This window comes from Nocardia exalbida NBRC 100660 (assembly GCF_000308575.1).
Lineage (GTDB): Bacteria > Actinomycetota > Actinomycetes > Mycobacteriales > Mycobacteriaceae > Nocardia > Nocardia exalbida.
Window position 1 is genome coordinate 48,681 of record NZ_BAFZ01000062.1, and the last position, 24,044, is coordinate 72,724.

The window sequence follows — 24,044 nt, forward strand, 5'->3', positions numbered from 1 at the left end:
TGGGAGGCCAAACACGACCACGACGCGTTCAAAGAAGTGTGGCTGCTGTTCTGCGACCGATGCCGAGCGCCTTGCGCGTCGCATACAGGCCATCATTCGCTTCTTGATCCGACCGGTGAACGGCCCGAACCGCTCAGCTTCGTTTCTTGGACACAGCGGACCCCTCAGCGCCTGCGGCTTCCAACGTGATGATCGAGTGTCCGAAAACCGAACGATTTCCGACACGGGCGTGCAGGTGTGACTGACCGCGATATCTGTTCACCGAACGCGCGATGGACGATTCACGGGTGGTTGTCGGGCGCATAGGCCGGAAATCCGGCACTCGGGCCGGCCTCACATCAGCGAAGCCGGAACCAGTCTGCTGCTCACTGGAGCTGATGGGCCGAATTCCCACGCGGCAAGCCCGACAACCTACACCGCTACTTCACACTCTCACCGGCGTGTTTTGGCCTCGCCTCCATCAGTCGCCGATGAGACAAGTCCAAGCAAGCGGCTGACGTTGTTCGTACCGGCTGCCAGCGACACTTTACGAGTGTTCTTGAACGTCCAGCCGCCGCCGGACGTGAACTCCGTCAGCCACTTGAATCCGGAGAGGGTCGTTATCCACACCTCGTCGGTGTCCCAGAATTCCTCGCTGGTAGTGGCGCCGGAGTCCAGACCGAAAAGGTAACGATACTTACCGTCGGATCTCCGGAGGATCGCAATGCTGACGGGGTAATCGTTGTGGATCCTGGCTCGCGCCGCACGAGATGCGTCTGGTGTATCGGGCTCGTCCCCACCCATCTCCGACCACGGCACGAACAGATCCTCGCCTTGGCCTTCCAAGTCGAACTCAGTCACTTCGCCTCCCACGGTTGAGTGCTCTCGAACAAGGAATCAGCGGCGCGAACGCTGGCCGGATAGCGTGGAGCCGCGCCAGCTTGGTGGTGAACACCCGGCCGAACAAGTATGAGCCCGGCTCACACCCCAGCGGCCGTTTCGGTGAAATAGGGCACCAGCCCCCGGCGCCGACGATGCGAAGCTCGCCAAGATCGGAAGTAGCGGACCCTATACCGACCTTGCAGCCGATCATGCGCCTACTTGCGACGGGACTCCGGCGTGCCGGCTACGCCGCTCCGCGTGGCACCGAGTTCCAAAGAAATCCGACCGGGCACGGCGGCTAGGAGCCCATCACTCTGGGGCCGAGCACTCCACTGGTGGTCAACCGCCACTCGACGACCGGATCCACCGGCGGCAACTCGAGCATCGCGGCCCGGTCGGCCTGCCAGCGGACCGAAACCAGATCCACCGGACTATTCGACAGATACCGCCGACTACGGAGTTGGGTCTGTCCAGTCATCGGCTCTGTCCCACTTTCGGCTCTGTCCCACTTTCGGTGGTAGCCCTGGCTATCCGAGCAGGATGCGATGTCGGAGCAGGGGGAAGCCTGCGCGGCCGTACATTTGGCGTTTGATTAGCTTCGTCTTCGTGTTCACGCCCTCGGTAGGTCCGCTGCTGTAGGGCAGGGTCAGCCCGGCGACGACGGCGTCGTGGTCCTGGTCGAGGCCGGTGAGGAACGGTTCGAGCTCGATGAGACCAGCCTCTCGAACCTGCTTGATCCAGGCGTCGATCTCGGTGCCGCGACGTTCGGTCATCAGCTGCGCGAACTCGCGAACCAGATCGGCCAAGGCGGTCATCTCGGGGCAGGCGGCCAGCAGATCATCCAGGTGAGAGCGTCGTCCGTCGGGCAGGTTGTCCGGGCGGGTCAGAATCCAGCGGGTCACCCGCCGTGGCGACGGTGTGATCCGGTCGCCCTCGAGGCGACCCTGGTTGATGTACCGGTAGAGCAGGTTCTGGCCACCGGTGTAGCCGAGTTCGGTGATCTCGGCGAGCAGCCGCAGCACCGGGACGCCCGGCTCGGCGGCGCGGCGAGCGCGCAGGTGGTCGCGGTAGGGGTCGACCAGGCAGGCCCGGTACTGGGTTGGGCGGCGCAGCCGCTGCGGCTCGGGCACCCGGGAGTAGCGTTTGACCGTGTTCAGCGAAAGCCTCAGTCGCCGTGAGCAATCCAGCAACCCGACTCCCTGATCGAGAAGGTCGTGAATGGCATGCCAGCGTTGATGGTGCTTTCCTCCCGGACCAGCGACTGCCGCTTCGGGCCCGCGGCGGCCCAGCAACTCGAGTGCGCGGCGACCACCTTTTCGGCCGCCTCGCCCCACGCCTGTTCGACCAGCTTCCAGTAGCCGCTGTAGGTGTTGCGGGAGCCAGCGGGCACTGATGCCGAAACGTGGGCGATGTATTCGCGGATGGTCGGCGTGGGCCGTCGATCGTGCTTGCCGTGAAGGACGATATGTTCCAGTCGGTCGATGGTGCGTCGTAGGGGTTCGGGTAGCTCGTCGGGGTTCATGCTGTCCTGTGCCGTCGGTTCGGTCGCCTCAGCGGCGAGCTGTCGCCGGGACGAGTGTGCAGGTGGTGGCCGGCAGTTGCGTTGTCGAGGGAGCCCGGGTTAGGGGTTTCTGCGAGTCCACAGGTGTGGATGTTGGCGGTGGAGTATGAGATGCATGCTGGTGGGCGGGTAGAGCACCAGGAGTCGATGTTCGGGCGCGGCGACAGCCAATAGCCGGTCACCGGACTGGATGCGGTAGGAGCGGCGGACCTCAGCGGGCAGGTGCAGATGATGCTGGGATGTCACCGAATAGGGACCCTCGCTGCTCTCGGTCACGACGATCACCTCATCGACCACCTCGATCGACACAGCCTGATTCGGTCCCCAGCCAAGCTTTTTCAGCGGCGAGCTGTCGGCCAAGCGACCGTTGGCGCCGATGGTGGTAACGGTGTAGTACATCGCCGCAGCGCCCGCGGGCGCGACAGGTGGCCCAGGCTTGCGCAACGGGCGGAACACCGGCTGCTGGGCGGCGACGGGATCGGCGGGCTTGGAGCTGATGCCACCGTACATCCCGGAATCGACTGGCCAGTTCACGCATCTCCTCGTCGACCGAGATCATCGGATGAATCCCCCAGCGCTGCCACGGGTGCAGGCAGTGTTCTTCCAGCATCCACACGCCCGCCAGCGTGGTCAACCGATACAAACCCCCTTGAACACGGGCCCGACGCGGACAACCGCTGCCGACTTCACGGTCGTGTCCGGGCAAGTCTTCAAACACCCAAACGGGGCACCCATGCCCTGAAACAGGGCGAAAGACGTCCGAACATGTGCGAGGACACACACTGGAAGCAACAAAAAAACACGCATTCAGTGCATAAATGCACTGAATGCGTGTTTTGCGTGTCCGGAGGGGGAGTCGACCACTACGCACACGTGCTGTACCAGCGAAAACTACTGGTCGTGGAAGGCTGACTCTTGCAGGTTGGGACCCTTGGCGGGATACACAAACATGGGCAGCTGGGAAACGCCAGATCATCGCGGATTCCTAGTCGATCCGACGCCCACGGACCGCCGGGGCGGATAGGTCCCCGTTCGAGCTGGGAATTACGTTCCGGTCAACTGGTGGTTGAAGCTAACTTCGTTCTCGGATGAGACCTTAGCGCGGCTGGGGCCGCTTGTGCGGCAGGGTAGCCCGGCGGCGGCACTTTGCCATTGTTCGAGTGAGGTAGAAGCACGCGCCGCCGGGCTAGCCGCTACCCTACCTTCTCCTTGTCGATGTCGATGGTTCCGCCATGCCGTGTACGCACAGCAGTCCTGCCACTACCTTCCCGCGCGGTTAGACAAGGTTCTGATCACGCCGTCGTTGTTGGCTGGGCGTCATTCAGCTCTGGCGGGTTCAAGCTCTGAGCCACATTGGACTCACCATGACGCTCAGGGGCAGGGGCGAGTCAGCATCGTAGTAGTTTCGCGTTCACAGTCGGGACATGCCGGCCAGATCCAGATCACCGACCCATCAGGAACGGTGATGACGTGTACGTTCAATCTACGAGCAGGATGTTTGTTCAGACCGCCATAGGCCCCCTGGTCGATCCTTCCAGTTGGTCGGGGTGGATGTTGATGACAGGATGACAGTGGGTCGGTGATCCGCTCGGTGCGGATCACTGGTGGCGTCCACGCTCACATGCTCGCGCTCGGTCAGGTGCGCGGACTGCAAGACGCTGCCAAGGCGGCGTGCGCTCACGCTCTGATGTTGCAGCCCAAGACCTCCCAGGCCGCCCATCATGGCGGCTGGTCACACTCGCCGCCACTCCACGACTCGGAAACGATCAGCGACCGTGGTCGGCCTCTGTCCCAACGCCAGATAGGCTGCGTACCAAGGTCGCGAAAAGAGTCGGAAGTGCGGAGAGGTGCAGCGCGTGGCGGATGAGACCAACATCCTCGATCAGCTGATCGGTCGAGTTGGTGATGAATCCCTCCGAAACCGGATTGCTCGGGAGGTCGAGCTACTACGAGGGTCGCGCCGCTTCGGGCTGGTTTTTGATCGACACCTGCCTGAGTCCGTTCGGCTCACGAACTACAAACTCCGGAAGGGTGTCCGCGTCACCTGTCGGGATGAATCCACCACCGCCATCTGGACTGTTCTCGGCTTCACCGATCAGTCCAGAACAGTGGCGATCCTCGACGGAGAGGGTGGCGAGCGGCCAGTCGACGAGCTCGTGGTGGTTCGCGAGTTTGGGGAGCCGATCTACCCAGGGCTTCGATCACTCGAACGCATTGAACGCGGTGCGCAGGATGCCCCGTGGCATGTAGTCATCAATGGGGAGAACTTCCATGTGCTGCAGGCGCTTCGCGCGACCCATCGGCGGAAGGTTGATCTGATCTACATTGACCCTCCCTACAACACTGGTAACGAGGGGTGGGTGTATAACGACCGCTATGTGGACGCCAATGATCGTGGGAAGTCTTCAAAGTGGCTCTCCTTTCTGGAGCGCCGACTGCTAATCGCGCGCGATCTACTGAAGGCTACAGGGGTGATCATCGTAGCGATTGGTGATGAGGAGCACCACCGGCTTCGAATGCTCCTCGACCAGATTTTTGGTGATTCGAACTTCATCTCAGATGTAGTTTGGCAGGGCGGCCGTAAGAACGACTCCCGCTACGTCTCCAACGGTGCGGACTACATGTTGATCTATGCGCGGGACGAGTCTGCTTTGGCTGCCCGTGACACGCGCTGGCGCGAGCCTCGCAAAGCGCACGGTGAGATGCTGGCGGCAGCACGGGAGTGCTGGGAAAAGTCTAAGCATTGTCCAGAGCAGGCCACCAAGTTGATGAAGGCCTGGATCAGGTCTTTGCCGGATGGTCACGATGCAAAGGTAAACAACCGATTCTATGAGTTCGACGAGGACACTGGCCGGGTCTTTCGCAAGAAGGATGTCTCCTGGCCCGGAGGTGGCGGGCCTCGGTATGACGTCATGCACCCGAAAACCGGGCTTCCTGTTCGCGTCCCTAGTCGAGGTTGGGTATACGCGGATCCTGCGACGATGCAGTCTGAGATCGCGAAGGGAAACATTCTTTTCGGCGCTGATCACACGTCCTACATCAACCGCAAGTTGTACTTAGACGACGCAGACACCATGGCAGCAGAGTCAGTGTTCTTCAGCAAGCGAACGTCAGTCAGCAAACGCATGCAGGAACTTCTGGGAGATAAGCGTTTCCCTTTTCCGAAAGACCACGAGGTCCTTATGCGGTGGATTAGGCTTGCTGCACCGCAGGATGCTGTGGTTCTTGACTTTTTTGGAGGTTCCGGATCCACTACTGAAGCTGTTATGTGCCTGAACGCCGAGGACGGCGGCACTCGTCAATCAATTCTCGTCACCAACAATGAGGTCGGCGTGAAGGCAGCCAAGGAGATGCGTACCGCCGGATTTTATCCAGGGGACCCTGAGTGGGAGGCGCGTGGCGTCTTCGAATATGTCTGCCGTCCGCGTATCTCGACGGTAGTAACAGGCAAGCGTCCCGACGGTTCGAAATACTCGGAGGGATTGGAGGCGAACGTCGAGTTCTTCGCTCTGACCTATCTCGACCCAGGAAGGGTTCGCCGAGGTTCGGAGTACGAGGCAGTAGCTCCCCTGATGTGGCTCGAAGGTGGTGCTCGGGGCGATCGGATCGAGCAGATACCCGAGGCTGAGTGGGCTCTTACTGAGTCGTACGGAGTTCTGTTTTCTATCGACGCCCTGAAGCCGTTCGCTGCCGCAGTTGCAAAGGCAGCCACCGGTTCCCGTGTCCCGCTCGTCGTGTTCATCGTTACGGACTCGACGACGGAGTTTCAGATTGCGGTGGAGCAACTACCCGTCGGTATTGATACAGTGCAGCTATACGCGGACTACCTGAAAAACTACACCATCAACATCGACGGGAGGGCTCGATGAAGTTCACGCTGGAGGACTACCAGAGCCGGGCCGTTGAAAAAATTCTCGTCAGTCTGGGGAAAGCCCGTGCTGGCTATCTCGAGGACGGTGAATTGACGGCGGTCGGTTTGACTGCCCCGACCGGCGCGGGCAAGACCGTGATCGCGACTGCTGTACTCGAAGGGCTGTACCTTGGGACACCTGATCGTGAGCCGATTCCTAACCTGACCGTGCTTTGGGTCACCGATGACCGGGCGCTGAATGCCCAAACGATCGAGAAGATTACGAAGGCGTCGGGCGGCGACATTGACGTGAACAGAGTGAGATCTCTCGCTGAGACTGACGAGCGGACCCTCGAACCGGGCTACATCTACTTTGTGCACATCCAGGCACTGCAAAAGAACTCTACGCTGCATGCGGTACGTGCGGACGGAACTTCGAACGACAAGAGGACATTTGGTGCCTGGGACATGATCGCGAGTACCGTCAAGGAGCGTGGCGCAGACTTCCTGGTCATCTGGGATGAGGCGCATCGCGGATCTGGGACGACGAAGACTGAACGGAAGTCCATCGCTGGCACGATCGTCAATGGCGGGCCGACGAATATCGGCACGAACCAGCCTCCGGCGCCGGTTGTTCTGGGAATCTCGGCCACGCCGGACAAGTTCCACGCCTCCATGGCGGCGGCGGGCCGAACCCCTCGTCTTACCGAAGTACAGCCAGGCGAAGTCCGCGAGTCCGGCTTGCTGAAGGACCGCATCCTTCTAAAGAATATTGCCGAGTCACAGACCGCGGACAACACCATGCTGGGCCTAGCAGTCAAGGACCTTCGGGCGGCCGATCAGGCATGGAAGGCTCACCACGAAGCCACTGGTGATCGACTCGTCGAACCCCTGCTGGTCGTTCAGGTTGAAGCGAAAGTGACTGAATCGCGCCTGGCCGAAATCCTGTCGGTAATCGAAAGCGCATGGCCAGAACTGACCGATTACTCGGTTGCCCATGCCTTCGGCGATCCACACGGTCCACTGAAGGTCGGTGACCGACATATTCGCTATCTGCCGCCCGAAGCGATCGCCGGTGACGACAAGGCGAAGGTGGTGCTGTTCAAGTCCGCTCTGACGACCGGCTGGGACTGCCCGCGCGCAGAGGTACTAGTGTCGTTCCAGGGTAAGGAGTCCTATACCGAGATCGCGCAGCTGATCGGTCGGCTCGTGCGGACGCCCCTGGCGAAGCGCGTCGATGGCGGTGACGACCGCCTGAACGAAGTTGTGGCGTACCTTCCCGGTTTCAAGACCGAACACGTCGTACGGGTTGTCAACGCACTCACTGAGGACGAGACCGTCAAGGTCGAGATTATGATCACGCCCGAGGTGTGTGGGCGCTCCACGACGGTTCCGGGCGCGGTTTTCGACCTGCTAGACACGCTGCCATCGTTCACTCGCCCAAAGGCGACGTTCACGACACGCACAAAGCAGTTGCTGCGTCTTGCTGCGGCACTTAACGAACACGGCCTGGTGACGAGCGCCTCGGCTAAGGCGCGTGCCTGGGTGGTAGACCAGATGCGCGCCGCCGACAGCCAGCGTCAAGACGAAATCGACGCTCAAGTCAAGAACATCCTGGCGCTCACAGTCAATACCACCGCAGTGAGTTATGGCGACGCGATCATGCTCAGCGTGGGTGAGGAAGAAGCGGATACCTCCGAGCGTGATTTGGACGCCTATTTTACCCGCGCGGAACGGTTGATGCCGGATGGTTCAGCATCCTGGTACTTCAAGGACCTATGCGAACGCGGTTACGACGAGGTTGATGCCGGTGTTCGCGTGACCGCGGTGGCTCAGCTCGGCTTCAAGAACGTTGTGGAGGAGCGGGCTGCCGAATTGATCGAGACATGGAGAAGCGAGCACCTCGCCGCGGTGTCGCGGATGCCACGTACCGTTCGAGAATTAATCGAGCCACTGTGGTACCTGGGCACGTCACCGATGCACCCGACGACGGTCGAAGCTCGTGAGGTCTACCCAGCCTCGACCGAGAAGATCAAGGGCGACACTGTTGCGCCCATTCCGACGTATCCGCGCCACCTTTACGTCATCTCGGACGGGAAGCCCAACGCAGGACGATTCCCGGTTGATACATCGGTTTCCTCCTGGGAGGAGGCCGTGCTCAGGGCCGAACTTGAGGCCGACACACTCGTTGGGTGGTACCGAAATCCGTCGTCGGGGCGAAACGCCCTCGCCATACCGTATGAGTTTGGCGACAAGTACCTGCTCATGCATCCTGACTTCTTGTTCTGGCATGACGACGGCGACGGGGACTATGTCATGGACATTGTCGATCCGCACCGGCATGATCTGGCAGACACGTGTGCCAAGTGGGCGGCACTTGCACGCTACGCGCACGATCACGCGGACCGTGTCAGGCGATGCTTCGCGGTGATCAGGGTCGGCGACAACCTGCGTGCCTTGGACCTGACCGTGGCTGGCATCGCTGACCGGATCGGTGGTGCCACGAACAAGAGCCTGGTTGAAAAGATATTCGAGGCGGAGGGGATGGACTACAAGTAGGGCGCGGGATTCAATCGTTTACCAGCAGCGAACCTTCCGACACTGAGAACCACCACGTGTGGGTAGATCTCGTTTCTGAGTATTTCCACGGTGCCCAGCGCGGCGTCGGATGCTGATGTTATGACTCAAAACCGCTCCACCGGTTCCTCCGCAGATACGGTGATCGGAGCCGCCTTCCTGGTGCTGCTCTGCTTCGTCGCGAGCTCGGTCGGGTTGATGGCCGCATTCTTCGAACTTTCCAATACGACGTGCGGTCAGCGCGGCTGCTACACACCGTGGGTCAATCGCGGTGTGATGGTGGCTTGGGCAGGCGCTGAGGTGGCGATGATCGGCTCATTGATATTCTGGTTCGCGCTAGGTATCGCCAGGGGCTGGCGGGTCGGCTACGTACCCGTCGTCGGCGGTGTCGTTGTGGTCATCACCTACCTGGTTGATGCGGAAATCGCTACATGAGCTTGAGACGCGGGCCGCTGAGGTTGTCGCAGTCGCAATGATCGCTCTGTGGAAGCAGTTGTACAGGAGTCCATGCCGCCCGCCCATCGTCGGCACGAGCAAGCACGGACATGATGGCCACGGCTATGGGGGCCACGACTGGAGCCCTTTGAGCAGGTCCAGCGGTTGTGAGAGTTCCGATGCACCAGAATGGGTACAGGAGGAGACGATCACACCATGGCACGACGTCGGCACACGCCCGAGCAGATCAGCCGCAAGCTGCGCGAAGGTGAGAAGCTGCTGGGCGAGTACTTCTCGGTCGAGGACGTGTGCAAGCATCTCGAGATCGCCGAGGCGACATGACACTGGCAGAACCAGCACGGCGGCATGAAATCTGATGACGCCGAAAGCCTCAAAGAGTTGGAGAAGGAGAATGCGCGGCTGAAGAAGATGGTCGCCGAACAAGCCCTCGACATCGACATGCTCAAGGAACTGTCGCGGGGAAACTTGTGAGCCCCGACCGGCGCCGCAGGGCCGTCGTGGTGCTGCTGATCGGCCCCCGCCGTCATCAACGCTGCGGGCGTCGAGGCCGGATCAGATGTGGGCGTTGGATTTCCAGGTCGACGTCACCGTCGACGGTCGGCAGATCCGGTTCCTCGACATCGTCGACCAGTTCACCCGTGAAGCTCTCGCCATCAGAGCTTTCCGCTCCTGTACGGCCGATGCGCTGATCAACGTGCTCGACGAGATCATCGCGGCTACCGGGCGCAAACCCGAGCACGTCCGCATGGACAACGGCACCGAGATGACCGCCCACGAGATGACCGACTGGTGCCGATTCACCGGGGTCGATGCGGCGTTCGTCGAGCCGGGATCGCCGTGGCAGAACGGGTTTGCGAGTCGTTCAACGGGCGTTTCCGCGACGAATTCCTCGCCTGCGAGATATTCCATTCCCTGACCGCGGTCCAGGTCCCTGCCGAGGACTGACACATCGAATACAACAACTACCGGCCACACGGATCGCTGAGCTTCCTCAGCCCACCGCATTCCGGCAGCAATGGTCACCGACCGGGTTCAACCAACCACTGCAACTCACATGATCGGCGGACCTGCAATCGGGGCCCAGTCAGCCAGCGGCGCGCGATGCCAGCTCGGCGGGTTCCTCTGCGCGCCGACGCATTGGACCTAATGCATCGAATGCCGATTGTGGAACTTCCACGCATCGTGCACGATGTCGGTGATGTCTGGTTTCTGTGGTGTCCAGCCGAGTTCGCGTTGTGCAAGTTGGGAGGAGGCGTAGAGGGTTGCGGGGTCTCCGGGTCGTCGTGGTGCGGTTTCGACGTCGAGCGGTGTTCCGGTGACGTCGCGGATGGCTTGGATGACTTGGTGGTTGGAGTAGCCGATGCCGTTGCCGAGGTTGTAGATCTTGTGTTCGCCGGGGTGGATGTTGTTGAGGGCGAGGAGGTGGGCGTGGGCGAGGTCGGTGATGTGGATGTAGTCGCGGATGCAGGTGCCGTCGGGGGTGGGGTAGTCGTCGCCGTAGAGGGTGAGTTTGTCGCGGTGGTCGAGGGCGGTGTCGAGGGCGAGGGGGATGAGGTGGGTTTCGGGGTTGTGGCGTTCGCCGATCATGGTGCCGTCGCCGCAGTCGTGGGCGCCTGCGACGTTGAAGTAGCGCAGGGAGATCGCGCCGAGCGTGGAGGCGCGGGTGTAGGTGGTGATGGCCTTGTCGATGGCGAGTTTGGTGTCGCCGTAGGTGTTGACCGGGTTGGTGGGCGAGGATTCGACAAGGGGCAGATGGGTGGGTTCGCCGTAGACGGCAGCGGTGGAGGAGAAGACGAGTCGGCTGACGTCGGCGGTGCGCATGGCGTCGAGCAGGGCGAGGGAGGCGCGGGTGTTGTTGTCCCAGTGCCATTCGGGGTGGTGCATGGATTCGCCTGCGGCGATGAGGCCGGCGAAGTGCAGGACGGCGTCGTAGCCCGCTGCGGGGGTGAGAATTTGAGCGATGTCGTGGACGCGGAGTTTGATGAACTCGGCGTCGTGGGGAATCTGGCGGTCGTCGTTGCGGGAGAGGTCATCGATGACGGTGACCGTGTGTCCGGCGTCGAGGAGCAGTCGTGTGACGGTGGCTCCGACGAATCCTGCACCCCCGGTGACCAGGATTTTCATCTGACCTGCACTTTCATGGCGAGTAGGTGGTCGTGGATGGTCTGTTTGTGCGTCCGGAAATGGTCTTCGGGGCTTTCGCGGGGTGCGCTGCCGGTCCAGCAGGTGATGCGTTCCCAGGCGCGCTGCTTCACCGTAGTCAACGCGATCGGGTCGGGTGTGGTGTGCCATGCGTCGGCCATGGCGCGTGCGAGGGCGTGGACGGTTTGGTGGTGGCGGGCGACGATTCGACCGCTGCTGGTGACGGCGTAACGGGTGTAGTTGACCGCGTCGGGGCGGGGTTGTCCGAACTCGGTGTCGAACCGGGTGAAGGCGTGATGGAGGTAGGTCCAGAATCGTCCCGGATCCATCGGCGGCTGGTTGGGGTCGGCTCGCCAGCGCAGCTCGGCGCGCATCTGTTCGGCGAGGTGCGGCGCCATGCGACCGAAGTCGTGGTGGGCGTAAGCGCCGTCGAGCATGGCGGTAGCTCGCAGGATCTTCACGCACAGTCTGCTGACGAGCAGGTGGAAGTGTGTGGAGGCCGTTCCGGCGGACCATTGGTCGTGGAGGCCGAGCCAGAAGTAGGCCTGCGTGTAGTAGAGCAGTATTTCGTAGGCGTCGCGGACGTCGAGGGGGACGGGGTGGTGTTCGGGTAGGCCGCGGTCGGTGACGGGCAGGCCGAGGTTTTTGAAGTCGTGCCCGAGGGAGGTTTGGATGGCGCGGTAGTCGCTGAGCGGCAAGGTCATCAAATCCACTGTGGTGAAGTGTTTCTCGGCGAGGGACACGAGTTCGTGGATCTGGGTTGAGGGGTGGTCTCCGTAGTGGACGTAGAGGAGGTCGACGTCGCTGATCAGCAGCGGCTTGCCGTCGTGGCGGATGAAGGTGGGTTCGCCGCGGGCGAGGGAGCCGCCGACGATCAGCCAGTCGTCGGCGGGTACGCAGTTCCCGAGCGTGTGGAGGTCTTTGGCGATATCGAGGGCTTCCTGGGCGACGGCGCTGGCGTGGGGGAGTCGGGCGGTGATGCGTTCGGCCAAGGTGGTGGTGTCCATCTCATGCCTCCGGTTCGCTGGAAGGCGTGGGCATGGGCAGCAGGACGGGTCGGGGCTGGTGGGCGGGGACGGGTGTTTCCTCGTGGGTCTTTTTCGCGGTGATGTGTGGGCACAGTGAGCCGCAGATGGTGCAGGGCGCGCCTTTGCGCAGGCCGTGGGTGATGAACGCGTTGCCTGCCAGGCCGGGGTAGAGGGCGTGGCCTTGTTGGATGTCCCAGTCGTTGGCGCGGCGGGCCACGCTGATCGCGCGTTGCCGTGCGATTTCGGGTTCCCAGCCGCGTACGAGGTCGAGCGCTGTGATGGCGACACGGACCATGCGGATGGAGGTGGCGGTGTCGGGCGCGGTGGGCATGGCGTAGTGCTCGTTGTGGGTGATGGAGGCGAACATGTCGCCGCCGCACTGTCCGGCCGCGGCGACACCGAGGGCGTTGACGGTGTCGTCGAGGGTGACGCCGTTGTCGATGACCATTGGTCCGGCCAGCCACAGCGGCGCACCGCCGAGCGCTTCTTTGTAGGCGGGGATCAGTTCGGGAATGCGGTGCAGCGGCATGTGCCCGCCGCTTTCGCACAACACCTGCACCCCGGCGTTCAACGCGTCTTTGCGGAGTTCGGCCAGCAGTTGGATTTCGCGCCATTTCAGGTCGTCGCCCGCATCGGCGGTGGCACCGGGGCGGAAGATGTCGCCGAGGTCGAGGACGACTTCGTGGCGGCGGCAGATGTCGAGGATTCCGTCGAAGTACTCGATCAAGGGGTTGTCGCAGTGGTGGATGCGCATGTAGCGGGCCAGCAACCCGCCGCCTCGTGAGGTCGTGGGCATGATCCGGTCGGATTCCTCGCTCATCTGCGCGAGGGCGGGGTTGATGCCTGCGTGGATGAGGACGAAGTCGACGCCAGCGGCCAACCCGAGCTCGAATCGGTCCAGGAATTCGTTGCGGCTCAGCTTCTTCCGCGGGTCAGCGAACAGGTCGTATGTCAGGCATGCGCCGAGCGGCACGCCCATGACTTCCTTCAGATCCGCGCGCAGCGCCACCCCTTCGGGGTTGGTGGTCAGGTCCATGACAGCGTCGGGTCCAGCGGCGAGGATGACCGCCATGCTTTCCACGATGGTCTGCCTGTCGCGGTCACGCGGCCCCAGTCCGACGAGAGCGGCGACTTTGCGGCGGGTGTCCTCACCAACGAGCAGCGGTTTGAAGGCCGTCATGTGCCGGCTCGCGTGCGACCGCAGGAACACCAGGGTGCCGCTTTCGACCCGGCGGGCGGCGGTGTCAGAGTCGAGGTCTTCGGCCAGACAGGTGGCGATGAACTGAGGATCTGTTGCGAGGGTGAACATTTGGCGTGTCCTTTCGATCAGGGACGTATCGGAGTGGTGGGCCCGGTAGGCCGCGGTGCGGGCGGTTGGCCGTCGACGACTTCGGTAATCAGGTCAGCCCAGTCGACAGCCAGGGCACTGACGTGGATCCATGCCTCATGCACGGCGGGGTCGGACGCGTGCTCGGCAGCCGCCAACGTCAGTTCGGCATCGACGTACGCGGCGGCCAGCCCATCCACTGCCGGTCCTATGCGTTCGATGCCGCGTCGTGGCTGAATGTGGGTGCTAACCCAGTTGTCGATCAACGTGACGACATCCTCTCGGCGTCGGTCGACTTCGGCCGCGCGTTCGGAGATGACGCGGCGTGTGCGGTGCAGATGCGCCATCGCCTGCGCCCACCGCGTGATCAGATGGTCGCCCGGGTTGTGGCCCGTCACGCCGCGGAAAGCCGCGCAGAGCTGGTGCCAGTCCGGAATCCGAGGCAGCCGAGAATCCGGCCCGGAGAGCGAGACACCCTGTCGCACAGCCGCTGTCATCTGCGATGAACGCGCGAGTATGGATGTGGGGCGTTCGGTGCGCATGCTCGGGCTACACCTCGGTTCCGAACGAGTAGGCCATCGCCGCGAGGTAGGGAAGACATCCGCCGCCGTGGGCAGCGTGAGCGTGGAGAATGAAGCGGGCGCGGTCCAGATCCAAATCGATAGGTTCGACCGCGCAGTCGCGATACTGCACGGCCCACAGATCCCGTGTGTTCTGCGAAATTCTCACGACAGCTCCCTGACAGCCGGTGGGTGGGCACGCCGATGCCGGGCCCAGTCGCACAGCGTCCGAATCCGGCTCCGCCCGTCGCTGATTACTTCCGAAGGGCGGAACAGCCTCGACCGCATGCCCCGGCATCGGGTGCTGGTCCCAGATTCGCGGCTGCGCCTTGCCGTCCCAACGCCCGACGGGACTAGCCCCACTGGGGCTTGCGCATCGCACACAACTGGCTGGGATCAGGCGAAAGGATCATTTGTGCACGTAGAAGCCATCCACCGCATACTGTGAGACAAACTGCGGTCAACCGACTGAGGTGAGATATGAATACTGGGGGACGTATCTGCCGCACATGCCGCACGGCACTGCCCACAAAACACGCCGGAAACCTCTGCGCCGACTGCGCCTGCGCTGCCGGGTTCAAGCACGCGCTCACCGCCAACTTCTTCGACGATCCCACGATCCTCGCGGCGCTGGCAGACCACGACTTCAGCGTCGTGTTCACCTTGATTCGCGAAGCAACCGGCCTCTCACAACTTCAGCTGGCCGCGTTGCTCGACCTCACACAGTCCAGAATCTCAGCCGTCGAACGCGGAGAACGCCGTCTCACCAGCGCCAAGCTGGTCGCCAGAATCGCCGATACCTTCGAGATCCCCGCCTCGCTACTCGGGTTCGGCTCCGGAACTGCGAGTAATCTGGCCCGCGAGGAGGTGACGTGGGTGGAACGCAGAGACTTCATCACCCTGGCAACCGCAGCCGCACTCGGTTCCCATCTTCACCCGCAACTCGACCGGCTGGGCAGCATCCTCCCTGACCGACTCGAGCCAGTCACCCGACCACACATCGGATCCGCCGACATCGACGCCATCGAAGCCATCACCGAAGGATTCCGGCGATGGGACCTCGCGCACGGCGGCGGACTCTGCCGGACCGCGGCACTCACCCAACTGCACCAAGTCCGCGCCCTGGAAGGCGCCGCATGCACCACGGACGTTCGAACACGTCTGTGGATCGCCACCGCCGACCTGGCAAGCATGGCCGGCTGGCTGGCCTACGACATCGAAGAACACGACTCGGCCCGCAAACTATGGACATACGCCCTGCAAACCGCGCACCGCGGCCAAGTGGCCCAGCGGCCTCGCCAGCGAGTGTCACTAGTGTTGTCGGACCCTCCCTTCGGTGTGAAGCACGCCAGGCCGGTCGGATCCGAGGCGGTACAGCGGTCCGGCGGCGGCACAGCACCGCAGTGGTGGGTCGAGACGAGCAACCAGGCGCTGAACTTTGTGCAGCAGGTGTATTCGCTGCTGCGTATTGGCGGACGAGCAGCGGTTATCATTCCGGACAATGTGGTATTCGCGCGCGGTGTCGGCGAAACAGTGCGGCGATCACTGCTGCACGAGTGTGATGTACATACCATGCTCCGTCTACCTGCAGGCCTGTTCTATGGCGTCGGAATCAAGGCCAATGTCCTGTTCTTCGACAAGACAGGCCCCCGTGGCAAGTTCCCGGCTACCCGGAAATTGTGGGTCTACAATTTGCGCAGCAGCGCACTGTTCACCAAGGATCGGCCGTTGAGGCAATCGGATCTGGCCGATTTCGTCGAGGCATACAAGCCGGGCCAGCCCAGGGCATGCCGGTCCGAGTCGAACCAATTCCGTGTGTTGAATTACGACGAGCTGGCCGCCCGAGAGCATTTCAACCTCGATATCCTGTGGCCGGTTGGGCAGGGTTGACAACTGGAGTGCGCAGAGCCGCCGATGTCGCAGTATGCCTGGCGACAGCGCCGTCGGCCGCGAGAATTGTTGTCGGCCAGGAGGATATTTGCCGTCGGTGCATTGGCCGCTTGCTACTGACGGGACTCCGTCGATCCCTCGCGGTCGACCGATCCCTGGGGCATCGTCACGCATACAACTCGCGATGCTTGCCGATGAACCCCATCTGTGAGGCCGCGGAGTTGACGTCGATGACGCCGACCAGCGCATACAGCGACAGTCGGAGCAGAGATCAAGCCATTTCTGACCTAGCTAGTGTATTGAGTGGTTGTGTTCGGTGACGAGGAAATCGACATACAAGTCATGCGCTGTGGCATGAAGGAACAGCAGGGCCTGTCAGTGGATGGATGATTTCCACTTCGATGTCAGTTGTGAGGGTGAACCGGCCGCCCCTACCGGTTGTCCAGGTCCACGGGTTGGGTCGGGGCGCGGTTGGTCTTGAGGTACTCGTTGTTCAGGTAGACGACCTTGCGGGGGATGCGCTCGTTTCTCCAGCGGTCCGGCACGACCTTGGCGATCTCGGTGCGCACCAGGCGCAGTTCCTCGAGTTCCATTATCCCGCGCTGCCAGGTGTCGTCCTTGATCAGGTACTCGCGGCGATCGGAACGGCTGACGTGGGTGCCGACGTGGTCGTCCTTGCCTGCCAGGATCAGGCGAAGGATCAGGTAGACGAACAACGCACGCGCGGAGATCACCGCGATCCAGCCGTGGGACCAGAACTCAAGCGGCACAGTGATGTACGGGGCCCGCCCGGGCGGCAGGTGGGTGACCTCGATCTTGTAGCCCTTGCCAGGCTCGCGCACGCGAGTGACCCAGCGTGTGTTCGCAGTGGGCCCGCTGTCGGTCAGTCTGCGCATGGCGCGCTTGATCCGCTTGGTTCCGGCACCGGCGATCAGGCGGGTGTGGTCCTGCTCCTCGTATCCGAGCATTTCGGCCCAGTAGTGATCGGCGACCCTGTCGTGCAGGTCGTGGGGCTCCGCGCAGGTGAGCAGCACCAAGGTGAGGTACAGCTTCATCGGGGCCTCGCCGCCCTCGAACATCGCCGACAGCGGGGTCTGGGTCTGATCCGGGTCCACCTTGCGCACGAACCGCCCGGGCAGCTGCACTGTGGATCGCCTGCCCGAGCGCTTGACCGCGTCGCGCAGGAGGCGGTCGGCGGTGACCGTCCGTGTACCCATTACATCCCTTTCGAAGATTGCCGGACCCATTTGAGCGGACCACCGGTGTCCGGGGGTCCTGTGCTATTGGGGTCATGTACTGATGCCGAATCACCAGTTCAGAGCAGAATTCTTGGTGGCTCGAATGGGTACTGTCAACCGCTTATTCGGTATGTCGAATATGCCGTTATAGGTCACTGGCCTATGCCGAAACAGGTTTGAGGGCACCGCTGAAACGTCCCTCATGGCCGGTTGTTGGGAGGGGTTGCCCTGGGCTGTGATGAACGCATGACGCGATGACCTTGGCCGGGCTGCGCGTCCTACGTCCGGTACCCGATTCCCCAGGAAGGAGGTGATGCTCGTGAAGCGTGGATTTCGATTGACCGTTCGGTGGACCCGGGGGTCCTTGTCGATCACGCTCGAGCCCTACTAGCTGAGGGAGCCCTCGCTGCCCGTGCGGCGGGGGTCTCCCTCAGTGTGGACATCCCGGCGTCGCGGCCGCAACCCCGCGCTCGCCGCGCGCGCGGCCACGACACTCGGCGCGTAAGTGCGTGGCCGCGCACGACCCGGCCCGCGGGGTGCTCACTGTGCATCCCACGCCCATTACGGTTTCCGGGGCGCGCTGGCGCCGACACTCTGGCCGCGCTGGGCCGCTGCCTGCGACCAACCTCGCCGGAGCAGGTGGCCAGTACCGAGCCGGCGTCACGGGCGGTGCTGGCCTGGATCCGCGCCGACCGGATCCGGCACCTGGTGGTGCTTCGCGCGCACAGTCTCACCGCCGATCAACTCGCCTGGCTGCTTCGGCTGCGCCGGTCCAGCAGTCTGCGCCTGTCCTCGTCTGGCACTCGCCACGCCCAATCTGGTGGGGACCTGTCGGGCTCGGCGAGTTGCCGCATCGCCTCACCGACGACGTCGGCGAAATCCTCGCCGCGCTGGCCAGATCCAGGCCCAGCAACTCGGACACCGCCGCGGACGAGGACACCGACCTGCCGCCGGTGCCCGAGACCGACGCCCGCAGTTCCTCACCAATGCTACGTCGCAGCCGTCGCTGGTGGTCACGGCACATTCGATACGAAATGCTGCTCCTCACCAGCGAGTTGCGGCAACGAGGTAGCCCAGCAGGAAAGGTTTGCTCGAGCCCGGTGGCGCTCGGCCCAAAACCCCAACTACTGCTTGACAGAGGAGCAATCCACAGTCTCGCCAGTTGGGGTCGTCCTCGTGTTCGGATTGGTGTGCCGCTCGATCTGTCGCTCAGATTCCCTCTTGTCGCGAGATCGCGGTGGGTGTGCGGCTTTGCGCACGCCGGTTATGAGCCTGGCCTCGTGCCTGACTGCACGCAAGGTTGTCAGTCTCCGACATGTCAGTCGGCGATCGATCGCTCACTACATCGGAAGTCCCACGGATCCCGTCTTCCTCGAATAGGGTTATGGGTCGTGCATGTGGGGTGGTGGTGCTTATGATGCCGTCGTCGGATGTACTGTTCCGTCAGCTGGAGTTCAACGCCGGGACGGTGGCTGGCGCTCGTGTGGTGTTCCAGTCTCTCGTCACCGAGCTGATCGCTCTCCGCCATCCTGCGGCAGACGAAGTGAGTGGACCGGGTGGCGGAGACTGGGGGATCGATACCTACGTCGGTCGCCTGGATCAGTCGGTGGTTGTCTGGCAGTCGAAGTTCTTTCTCTCGTGGACCGGTGAGGATCAGCGCGGGCAGGTTCGAGACTCGTTCAAGCAGGTGAACGAGAAGGCCAAAGCCGAAGGGTTCCGGTTGGCCGCTTGGATACTGTGCGTCCCATGTGTTCTTGGGCCCGCGGAGCAGAAGTGGTGGGACGGCTGGGCGGCCCGCCAAAGCCGTAGCACCAAAGTCAAGATAACCCTGTGGAACGGCGTGAAACTACGGCGGCAGCTCATGCAACCAGACGCCAACGTCGTGTACCGGACCTTTTTTGGCGACGGGACGACATCACCTGTTTCCCGCCCAGTCCAGACCCACGATGACGTCAGCGGATTCAACGACGCGCTCTTCGTTCGTCAGCTTGAAGAAGCTGGCATGGCAGAAACGGATGCAGCGCGCGGCTTGTTCTTTGCGGCGGAGGCATTGGCGCGAGATCTGGCATCGGGAGGCAACCGGGTCGGTATTGCGGCGTTGAAAGAGTTACATCTTGAGGTGCATGCGCTGTGGGAGACACACTTCAACGCTCGCGTTGGCGCCGCCGATCCAGATGGCCGCATCGCCAGGCTCGTCGAAGACGTAATGCTCGCCGCAGCGGCATGTGCCGATCCAGACGAGCTTCGACTGAGACCAGCGCATCGGAAGGGAATCGTGCACCGTCTCGTCGAAGACTCGCGTGCTGGCTGGGTACGCCACTGGCGAGACATCGCTGAATCTCACCGAGGGCGACCTGCAGGCGAGGTGGCCAAAGCGATTCTTGCCGGGGTAGAAGACGGAGGATCGTGACCGAATCCGAACGAGAAAGTTTTCACGAGTCACGGCCCCTGTCCGCGGCCGTACCGGACGGGCCCGACGATTCACAGGTGTTTCGTCTTGCCCAACTAACCTTGCTGCTCGAGACAGCTGACATCGAAGAAGTTCCCGTCCGTACGGTCGACCGTCTTGGGTTCTACGACTTCTTCTCAGCGAATCCGTTCGTCGTCACTGCCGGCGAGGACGAACGCGATGCCGCTGATCGACTTGCACTGAGGCTGGCAGGATTCAGCGACCGCCAACTATCCTACGCATCAACCGGCCAGCGATTCGTCAGTCGGCGACGACGACTCCAACACGACCTGGCTCGGTTGGTCGCGTACGGACTGGTACGCATCGATAGCCAGGGCTATGGACTCACCGCATCGGGCCGCGAGTTGGCCGCCGGACTGACCTCCATCTATGCGGAGGCGTACCGAGAGGCCGCTGGAGTGGTGCTACGACGGTTGAAACGACTTTCAGACCGGCAGCTGACCCAAAACGCAGAGACCTGGTTGGGGCGGTCGTGGTTGTTGATCGACCTATTCGACGACGTTGCAGAAACAACACCCCGCACCGCACACACCCGAAGGAGACACCGTGGCCACCAGTGATGCGAATCGGGGTATCCGGCTGGCCGAATTGCGACTCGGCGGTCTTGCTGCGACGAGTCGCTCCTACCAGGTGGACTTCCGGGACAGTGACCGCGTCTCATGGCGCCCCCTGTCGGTAATCGCGGGTCCTAGCCAGACGGGAAAGACCTCCGTCATAGACTTCGTCCGGTATTGCATGGGCGACACCGAGCATCCGCAACATCCTGAAGTGCTCGCAGCCGTGCGCGCGGCACTTTTGGAGACGAGCCTCGCAGGTCGACCGGTCACCATCGAACGAGCTGCTACCGGTCCCGCATCGAAGTTCGCATCGGTCTGGCAAGCTTCGCTCGATAGTCTCACCGATACAACCGAACTGCGCCTTCCGATAGAGCCTACTTCGGAGCCCAGTGGCTTGTCCCAATTTCTCTTGGCTGCATGCGGTTTGGACAATGTGGAGCTTCCTACGTCGCCTAAGCAACCAGAGTCGGCAACACAGATGCTGAGCATTCGTGACCTATTTCGCGTCATGTGGCTGCCGAACGAGCGCCTGGACAGCAAGAACCTGCTTTTCGAGCACTCGAACTTCGTAGTGCGCCAGAAGCTTCAGCAGACCATCGATGTCATGTTCGATGTCCACGACGCCGACGGCAACGATCTTGCGTCGCGGCTGAAGATGGCAACCGATGCCGCACGTGAAGCTGACCGCGCCGCGAGTGCCCTTCGCGCCATCGTCCAGGACGAGCATCCGCTGGGACCACTCGTTCTCGAAACCGACCGAGAGAGAGCAAAGCGTGAAGCCCAGGCGATAAGCGCTCAACTCGCCCAACTCGATCGCAGCCATACGGCGCGAGGGGAAGGCATCACCGAGCTACGCCAGGCCTTGGCCGAAGCACAGGTAGCTGCCCGCGACGCAGCTGTACGTGTCCGCAATCGTGAGAGCCTGATGGAGCGGCTGGCTGCCCTTCGGGGCCAGTATGCCGACGACAAGAAGAAGCTGACGTTCCTCAAAGAGGCAGAGCGTCTATTCGACCCGCTGCAGGTCAGCGTCTGTCCTGTATGTCTGTCCGAGTTGGAGAACGGCCCAGTCATCGTCGATGGGGCATGCAGTCTCTGCGGGCACAATCTGCCGGACGGGGACAGTGCACAGAGAGCCCCCAGTGTTGGATTGGCGACAACGGGTCACGAGGATGTCGGCAGCGATACCGGTGGGAGGAGCTTCGGTGCGACTGCGGTGCTCGAGGCGGAGCTCAAGGCCACGACTCGCCGCCTAGACGAACTGAACGACTACTGGAATCGTTTGGATCGGGATCTATCGGCACTTCGGTCAGCACAGGAGATAGCGAACTCTGCCGCACAGATGGCATCGGCCGCGGTCGACAGAATAATTGACACGCCGGCCCCCTACCTTGCAGTTCGTGATGATCTAGGCCGCCGACGTTCAGACGCACTACTTCGAGAACAAGAAGCGGCGGCGGGGCTGCGTTTGTGGGAACGGGTTCGTCGAGCCGAAGAGGTAGCAGAGCGGCTTGCGGGGCAAGCTGCCAGGCTACGGGCGGAACGGTCAGCGACCATTGCACGCCCGGATCGAACTGCTGTCGTACAGCAACTGTCGGCTCGATTCGGTGAAGTCCTTGCAGCAATCGGCTACCCAAAACTCAGCGACCCGAGGCTCGATGAGCGACTGACACCCTATGTGCGAGGTCTTCCGTATACGGCGGCCAGTAGTGGCGGCCTGGTTTTGATAAGCCTGGCATGGTATCTGGCTCTGTGGGAAGTGGCCTACGAAACAGGTGCCCGTGCACCTGGACTGCTCATTATCGATAGCCCGCAGAAGAACCTTGGCCACGGAGCCCATCCGGATGAACCCGATTTCGCTGATACGCGCCTAGTGGAAAACTTCTATCGCCACGTCAAAGACTGGCTTTCAGGACCGGGCGCGGGCGCCCAGTTGGTCGTCGTGGACAACAGCCCACCGGACTTGGTCGCAGAAGACGTGGTAGTCCGCTACTCCCGCAACCACGCAGTGCCTCCATACGGTCTGATTGATGATGCCATTGACTGACGATGCAACAAGAAATACCGGTTGGCTGCGGAAACGCTAAGTTGCTGGCAGGAGTCACGGTGGATGGCTTTGCCTTCCATTACTCGTTCTTCGCGGGTGTCGGATCGGGACGTCGGGATACGCTGCTGGCGATCACGCACAATCGCTGGATGGCGTCGATCGACTGGTCAAGGATTTTCCGTCTCCAATCTCGCAGGAGAAGAAGGAATGAAAGAGACTTTCGACGACAAAACCGGACGGTAGCAACACGGTTCGACAAGCTCGCCGTCCGCTACCTGGCCATGATCAACATCGCAGCCATCAACCTATGGCTCCGAGACGAGCGATGGTGGCACAGCCCGCAGCGCGCCTGGTGTTGATCACGAACGTCCCGCCCCGCAACACCTAGCGGACGCGGAGCGCCGTCCCGGTCTGGGTACAGCATGGCGCTTCCTTGCTGGACCGGGCCTACGTATTCGCGCCCTCGCGTCGGTGCCGATCCTGCGTGGCGACCGGGCGGTAGGTGATGCTCGCCGACAGCGTTGCCGATGTCGAGTTCCAAGCCGTTCGGCCGCCGGTACCTCCCGTTGCCGCAACTGAGCCGCGCGCCGGGTGATGTTTGCGCTACGGCGAGGGGGATTTGGCGTCGTCACGGGTTCGCAGCGGGGCTACGCGGCAGGACTTTCGCTGAACAAGTGCCAGGGCGCTGGCTGCTCCGAGCGCTGCATGACGACACACTGACGACGTGGGACGTCCCCGCAGGCGTCTACCACGGCACCTATCGAGTTCGACCTTGTCATTTTGCCAGCCACGGCAGGCTGGCGGCGTGCAGGCCTTCGAGAACATGGCGCACGGTTTGCGATTTGCCGGATCCGGTTGCTCCGGCAACGAAGCCGTGCCGGTTGAGGGTGTCGAGGCTTACTGGTGTGACAGCCTGGTGGGTTGCTGGGCTCGGTTCTTAGCGTAATGGGCGCCCTCCATCTCGGCGGGTGGTATGCCCCCGCAGTATCAGAATTGCGTTGGCGCACTCAAGTTCTGAGTCCTCCTGCCGCAACCATTTCAGCTCCGGGGACTCGTCAGAAGTGACGCCCGGGCGGTTACCGGCGTCGATCTGGGCCTGACGCACCCACGTCCGGACCGTTTTCGGATGCATGACTCCCAGCAGTTCCGCGACCGCCCGCATCGCGGCCCACTCCGACGGGTGCTGGGCCCGTCGCGCAGAAGCGTTCCGCAAGGCCGCAATGGACTCTGCGATCGCCTTCGGCTTTCGGACGCCACTATCGGGCCGATTTGGGATCGGTAGACGGTCGCCGCGGAACCAGGGAGCATCCATTGATGGGGCCAACTTGCCTGGATGTGGCGGCTCCGCTCCTATTCGGCGCCGACCCGTAGATGAGATACGCTGCGCACGTCTCTGCGGCTTGCCTAGCGTGTCGCTCACGAGCAGCATCTGGAGTACTCCAAACAGTTTGGCCGGCAGGCCACCCGGTTCATGACGAAAAGC

17 protein-coding genes and 4 pseudogenes are annotated in these 24,044 nt (G+C 62.4%); 9 read left to right on the forward strand and 12 right to left on the reverse strand.

What is annotated here, in order from left to right; genetic code table 11:
- Positions 1-432: 432 nt before the first annotated feature.
- From ON29_RS15355 to ON29_RS15370, 4 genes and pseudogenes are all read right to left on the reverse strand, one after another.
- A complete protein-coding gene (locus tag ON29_RS15355) occupies positions 433-840 on the reverse strand; it encodes a protein-tyrosine phosphatase family protein (protein ID WP_040866959.1) in 408 nt (135 codons plus the stop codon).
- Positions 841-1,159: 319 nt separating this feature from the next.
- Positions 1,160-1,288: a hypothetical protein gene (locus ON29_RS37480; protein ID WP_281032536.1), complete on the reverse strand. Its 129-nt coding sequence runs from the start codon at positions 1,286-1,288 to the stop codon at positions 1,160-1,162.
- 100 nt (positions 1,289-1,388) lie between these two features.
- Positions 1,389-2,188: pseudogene (locus ON29_RS15360) on the reverse strand (transposase); the annotation flags it as partial.
- 294 nt (positions 2,189-2,482) lie between these two features.
- Positions 2,483-2,956 carry a hypothetical protein gene (locus ON29_RS15370; protein WP_157172793.1) on the reverse strand — a complete coding sequence of 158 codons (474 nt, stop codon included), beginning with the start codon at positions 2,954-2,956 and terminating at the stop codon, positions 2,483-2,485.
- Positions 2,957-4,278: 1,322 nt separating this feature from the next.
- On the opposite strand from ON29_RS15370, the gene ON29_RS15375 reads away from it, so the two are divergent.
- From ON29_RS15375 to ON29_RS37080, 4 genes and pseudogenes are all read left to right on the forward strand, one after another.
- Positions 4,279-6,291, forward strand: a complete 2,013-nt coding sequence (locus ON29_RS15375; protein ID WP_040867006.1) for a site-specific DNA-methyltransferase — start codon at positions 4,279-4,281, stop codon at positions 6,289-6,291.
- Positions 6,288-8,831, forward strand: a complete 2,544-nt coding sequence (locus ON29_RS15380; protein ID WP_040866962.1) for a DEAD/DEAH box helicase — start codon at positions 6,288-6,290, stop codon at positions 8,829-8,831. Before ON29_RS15375 ends, ON29_RS15380 begins: the two co-directional genes overlap by 4 nt.
- A 120-nt stretch (positions 8,832-8,951) precedes the next feature.
- On the forward strand, positions 8,952-9,284 hold the full coding sequence (locus tag ON29_RS15385) for a hypothetical protein (protein ID WP_157172794.1): 333 nt from the start codon (positions 8,952-8,954) through the stop codon (positions 9,282-9,284).
- Positions 9,285-9,500: 216 nt separating this feature from the next.
- Positions 9,501-10,247: pseudogene (locus ON29_RS37080) on the forward strand (DDE-type integrase/transposase/recombinase); the annotation flags it as partial.
- Positions 10,248-10,448: 201 nt separating this feature from the next.
- Here ON29_RS37080 and galE read toward each other — a convergent pair.
- From galE to ON29_RS15420, 5 genes are read right to left on the reverse strand one after another with little or no spacing between them, the layout of a single operon-like run.
- Positions 10,449-11,429: a UDP-glucose 4-epimerase GalE gene (gene galE, locus ON29_RS15400; protein WP_040866964.1), complete on the reverse strand. Its 981-nt coding sequence runs from the start codon at positions 11,427-11,429 to the stop codon at positions 10,449-10,451.
- Positions 11,426-12,454 carry a hypothetical protein gene (locus ON29_RS35385; protein WP_040866965.1) on the reverse strand — a complete coding sequence of 343 codons (1,029 nt, stop codon included), beginning with the start codon at positions 12,452-12,454 and terminating at the stop codon, positions 11,426-11,428. Before ON29_RS35385 ends, galE begins: the two co-directional genes overlap by 4 nt.
- Before the next feature lies 1 nt (position 12,455).
- Complete coding sequence (locus ON29_RS15410; protein WP_040866966.1) at positions 12,456-13,784, reverse strand: phosphomethylpyrimidine synthase ThiC; 1,329 nt, start codon at positions 13,782-13,784, stop codon at positions 12,456-12,458.
- A 17-nt stretch (positions 13,785-13,801) separates the two neighbouring features.
- Positions 13,802-14,344, reverse strand: a complete 543-nt coding sequence (locus ON29_RS33860; protein ID WP_157172795.1) for a DUF4254 domain-containing protein — start codon at positions 14,342-14,344, stop codon at positions 13,802-13,804.
- A 7-nt stretch (positions 14,345-14,351) separates the two neighbouring features.
- Complete coding sequence (locus ON29_RS15420) at positions 14,352-14,531, reverse strand: hypothetical protein (RefSeq protein ID WP_040866967.1); 180 nt, start codon at positions 14,529-14,531, stop codon at positions 14,352-14,354.
- A gap of 311 nt (positions 14,532-14,842) precedes the next feature.
- On the opposite strand from ON29_RS15420, the gene ON29_RS33865 reads away from it, so the two are divergent.
- Positions 14,843-16,252: an HsdM family class I SAM-dependent methyltransferase gene (locus ON29_RS33865; protein WP_051175245.1), complete on the forward strand. Its 1,410-nt coding sequence runs from the start codon at positions 14,843-14,845 to the stop codon at positions 16,250-16,252.
- Positions 16,253-16,683: 431 nt separating this feature from the next.
- Here ON29_RS33865 and ON29_RS15435 read toward each other — a convergent pair whose 3' ends face one another.
- Entirely contained in the window at positions 16,684-17,469 is a 786-nt protein-coding gene (locus tag ON29_RS15435; RefSeq protein WP_040866968.1) for a hypothetical protein, read from the reverse strand.
- 1,435 nt (positions 17,470-18,904) lie between these two features.
- On the opposite strand from ON29_RS15435, the gene ON29_RS35860 reads away from it, so the two are divergent.
- The 4 genes from ON29_RS35860 to ON29_RS35875 are packed head-to-tail and all read left to right on the forward strand — an operon-like array spanning position 18,905 to position 22,920.
- Entirely contained in the window at positions 18,905-19,900 is a 996-nt protein-coding gene (locus tag ON29_RS35860; RefSeq protein WP_157172796.1) for a hypothetical protein, read from the forward strand.
- Positions 19,897-20,520: a hypothetical protein gene (locus tag ON29_RS35865; protein ID WP_157172797.1), complete on the forward strand. Its 624-nt coding sequence runs from the start codon at positions 19,897-19,899 to the stop codon at positions 20,518-20,520. The genes ON29_RS35860 and ON29_RS35865 overlap by 4 nt, the downstream gene beginning before the upstream one ends.
- Positions 20,507-22,561 (forward strand): DNA recombination protein RecN, encoded by a 2,055-nt coding sequence (locus tag ON29_RS35870; protein WP_157172798.1) that lies wholly within the window; start codon positions 20,507-20,509, stop codon positions 22,559-22,561. Before ON29_RS35865 ends, ON29_RS35870 begins: the two co-directional genes overlap by 14 nt.
- A gap of 59 nt (positions 22,562-22,620) precedes the next feature.
- Positions 22,621-22,920 (forward strand): hypothetical protein, encoded by a 300-nt coding sequence (locus ON29_RS35875; RefSeq protein WP_217999179.1) that lies wholly within the window; start codon positions 22,621-22,623, stop codon positions 22,918-22,920.
- Between the two features lie 416 nt (positions 22,921-23,336).
- On the opposite strand, the pseudogene ON29_RS37085 reads toward ON29_RS35875, so the two are convergent.
- Both ON29_RS37085 and ON29_RS37090 read right to left on the reverse strand, forming a co-directional pair.
- Positions 23,337-23,459, reverse strand: a pseudogene (locus ON29_RS37085) (helicase HerA-like domain-containing protein); the annotation flags it as partial.
- Between the two features lie 90 nt (positions 23,460-23,549).
- Positions 23,550-23,723, reverse strand: a pseudogene (locus tag ON29_RS37090) (transposase); the annotation flags it as partial.
- Between the last annotated feature and the right edge of the window lie 321 nt (positions 23,724-24,044).